Consider the following 3,681-nt stretch of genomic DNA (forward strand, 5'->3'; position numbering starts at 1 on the left):
GTCGAAAAGGTAAAAATTTTCTCTGACTTTTTCCTAGAGAAAGAATTCAAGTAGACAAATTTTTTCCTTTCAGATAAATAGTAGAGTCGAAAAGGTAGAAATTTTGCCGACTTTGGGGAGGGGAAAGACTAGAGGTGGCAAATTTTTTATTGTGACAAAACAACTAATATTTATTAATATAACACCCTAATTTCATAAACTTTAAATCCTGCTCCTCTAGGTAAAGATTTACCATCCATTCCCATTGGATAAGACTCATAAGTACTTTTTGGTTGATATGGTTTACTATCAACATATTCTCCTTTTACTTCCACTTTTTCTCCGACATATTCGGCAAAATTTTCAAAAGTTATCGCCTCAGAAGCACGCAGAATGACACCTTCTTCAGCAGAACGTTTTTCTATTTCTAAATCTCCTACATCTAAGACATAATAATTACTATCTCCTGCTATCCAAGACTCAGTAGTTTTACTCCAAGGTTTTTCAATAACTTTACCTGTTAAAAATATCAGATAACGACTTTCCTGAAGTTGCATTGGTATGGATGGAGTTTGAGATAGTTTTGATTTTGTAAATAGATAACCACTCATACCACTGATCATTGCAACAAATACTGATAATACTATAGAGAATACTCTCCAATGAGTCAAATTTACTTGCATCATTTATACCTCTAATTTAAAAATTAATTTAATTGCTATTACATTGAATATTACAGCAATCATNATAACCACTCATACCACTGATCATTGCAACAAATACTGATAATACTATAGAGAATACTCTCCAATGAGTCAAATTTACTTGCATCATTTATACCTCTAATTTAAAAATTAATTTAATTGCTATTACATTGAATATTACAGCAATCATAGACAAAATTCCGGGAGTAAAAGCATTTATTGATAACTATAGATCTTAATGGATTAAAAGGTAAGTTTATGATAAAATCATTAGGATTTTTAAGCAATAAAATTATATGCACCGAATAGCAGCTACTCCTGGCGGTTGGAACCCTCAAACAGAGGGGGTAATTTTTATCGAACAAACTCCCGCACCGATAATATTTTTAACTGCGGCAGATACGGATATTCAAACATTAGCAGCAGCAGTTAATAAGTTACCTTTTGATTTTCCACAACTGCGAGTTGCTAATTTACTTCATTTACAACAACAGTTAACTATTGATACTTATGCTAATGATATTTTATCTAAGGCAAAAGTAATTATTGTTCGACTTTTAGGGGGGCGTTCCTATTGGTCTTATGGTTTGGAAGTTTTGTTAGAAGTGATAGAAAAAAATAGGGCAAAACTAATAGTAATTCCCGGAGATGACCGCCCAGATCCAGATTTAATTAGTCATTCTAATGTGGCAATTTATCTAGTTAATCAATTCTGGCAATATTTAATAGAAGGTGGGGTAGATAATTTTGTTAATAGTCTGAAGTTTATCGCTAATATTTGTCTGGAAAAAAGTTATGATTTTGCCTCACCTATATCAGTGTCGCGAGTCGGAATTTATCCTTGGCAAAAAGAAGATAAAAGCACAAAAGCAAAAGTTGGAATATTATTTTATCGCGCTCATTATTTGTCTGGAAATGTTGCTCCGATAGATGCTCTTTGTCAAGCTTTAATAGAAAAAAATTTAGAACCTGTTCCAGTGTTTGTTTCTTCTCCTAGAGATGTAGAAGTACAGGGAGAAATATTGGCATATTTTCAACCTGAAAATGCTGAAGCTATTCAATTATTGTTAAACACAACCAGTTTTGCTGTCTCTGTTGTAAATGATGGATATTTTTCCAGTGAAAAATATACTAATCATCCTTTATTAAGGCAGGGAAAAAATTTAGACATTCCAGTTTTACAAGTAATTTTTAGTGGTGGAAATTTTGAGCAGTGGGAAGGTAAATTTCAAGGTCTTTCGCCACGGGATGTTGCAATGAATATTGCACTGCCGGAAGTAGATGGAAATATTATTAGTCGGGCAGTTTCTTTTAAGGCTGTTCAAGTTTGGAATTCTGATATAGAAACAGATGTAGTGAGTTATTTTTCAGTTCAAGATAGGATTGAATTTGTGTCAGAATTAGCTACTAATTGGATCAAGTTACGACAAACTCCAGTATCTCAACGTCGCATCGCATTAATATTAGCAAATTATCCTAATCGTGACGGTCGTCTTGCTAATGGGGTGGGGTTAGATACTCCTGCTAGTTGTGTCGAAATTCTTCAAGNGTTATTTTTCAGTTCAAGATAGGATTGAATTTGTGTCAGAATTAGCTACTAATTGGATCAAGTTACGACAAACTCCAGTATCTCAACGTCGCATCGCATTAATATTAGCAAATTATCCTAATCGTGACGGTCGTCTTGCTAATGGGGTGGGGTTAGATACTCCTGCTAGTTGTGTCGAAATTCTTCAAGCTTTAGCAGGAGCTGGTTATTATTTGGAAAATATTCCGGCAACGGGAGATGAGTTAATTAAACGTCTGACTTCTGGAGTGACAAATGATTTGGAAATTCAGGAATTACGCTCTGTTTTTCAGTCTTTATCTTTGGCAGAATTTGAAACATATTTTGCTAGTTTGCCAGAAGTTATACGAGAAAAAATTATTCAGAGATGGGGAAATATCGGTGACAAAGCTAACACAGATTTTGCCTCGGATATATGGATTAATTCTACGATAATTCCCTCATATTTAGAAAAAGATGTTTCTAGTAGTTTTTCAGAATTTGAGAAAGATAATCATAAAAAAGAAAACGACGAAGATTCTGCCACGGATGTACGGTTTTCGGCNGTCGTTCTATTCAAAACCGATCCGAAAAATTCCAGGTATTCAACTAGGAAATATTTTTGTGGGTATTCAACCTTCGCGGGGTTACGATATTGACCCTAGTTTAAATTATCATGCTCCAGATTTAGAACCGACTCCTAATTATTTAGCTTTCTATTATTGGTTGAGAGAAAAATTTAAAATAGATGCAATTATTCATGTGGGAAAGCATGGAAATTTAGAATGGTTGCCCGGTAAAAGTGTCGGTTTATCTCAAGAATGTTTTCCAGAAATAGCTATTGGTGCTTTGCCACATTTTTATCCTTTTATTGTTAACGATCCAGGAGAAGGTTCTCAAGCTAAACGGAGGTCTCAAGCTGTAATTATCGATCATTTAACTCCACCGATGACTCGTGCTGAAATTTATGGAGCTTTGCAGGAATTAGAAACTTTAATTGATGAATATTATGAGGCACAAAATTTAGACCCATCTCGGTTATCTGTGATTCGAGAGCGGATAATTAATCTCATAGAAAAAGAAGGTTTAGATAAAGATTTATCATTTTTAGAAAAAGACTCAGACTTCCTCTCACCTCCGCAGCAAAATAGGGAAAAATTTTCCACAGAAACAAAAGATGTAACTGCCAACTCCTGCTATTCCGAAAAAGACTCAGACTTCCTTTCACCTCCGCAGCAAAATACGGAGAAATTTTCCACAGAAACAAAAGATGTAACTTCCGACTCCTACTATTCCGAAAAAGACTCAGACTTCCTTTCACCTCCGCAGCAAAATACGGAGAAATTTTCCACAGAAACAGAAAGTGTAACTTCCAACTCCTGCTATTCCGAAAAAGACTCAGACTTCCTCTCACCTCCGCAGCAAAATAGGGAGAAATTTTCCACAGAAACA

General features: G+C 34.7%; 1 protein-coding gene and 3 pseudogenes. 3 read left to right on the forward strand and 1 reads right to left on the reverse strand.

Going from position 1 to position 3,681, the window contains the following annotated elements; all coding sequences use genetic code 11:
• Positions 1-173: 173 nt before the first annotated feature.
• Positions 174-665 carry a hypothetical protein gene (locus tag AFK68_RS06160; protein ID WP_143437614.1) on the reverse strand — a complete coding sequence of 164 codons (492 nt, stop codon included), beginning with the start codon at positions 663-665 and terminating at the stop codon, positions 174-176.
• A 314-nt stretch (positions 666-979) separates the two neighbouring features.
• Between AFK68_RS06160 and AFK68_RS06165 the strand changes: the two are divergent.
• From AFK68_RS06165 to AFK68_RS06175, 3 pseudogenes are all read left to right on the forward strand, one after another.
• Positions 980-2,231, forward strand: a pseudogene (locus AFK68_RS06165) (cobaltochelatase subunit CobN); the annotation flags it as partial.
• A 1-nt stretch (position 2,232) separates the two neighbouring features.
• A pseudogene (locus AFK68_RS06170) lies at positions 2,233-2,794 on the forward strand (cobaltochelatase subunit CobN); the annotation flags it as partial.
• A gap of 1 nt (position 2,795) precedes the next feature.
• A pseudogene (locus tag AFK68_RS06175) lies at positions 2,796-3,330 on the forward strand (cobaltochelatase subunit CobN); the annotation flags it as partial.
• Positions 3,331-3,681 lie beyond the last annotated feature (351 nt).

The sequence above is a fragment of the Hydrocoleum sp. CS-953 genome, assembly GCF_002260545.1.
In the GTDB taxonomy this organism is placed as follows: domain Bacteria; phylum Cyanobacteriota; class Cyanobacteriia; order Cyanobacteriales; family Microcoleaceae; genus Trichodesmium.

Bases quoted from the DNA above. Each gene is read 5' to 3' on its own strand.
- AFK68_RS06160 (WP_143437614.1), bottom strand. From the start codon at position 665: ATGATGCAAGTAAATTTGACTCATTGGAGAGTATTCTCTATAGTATTA.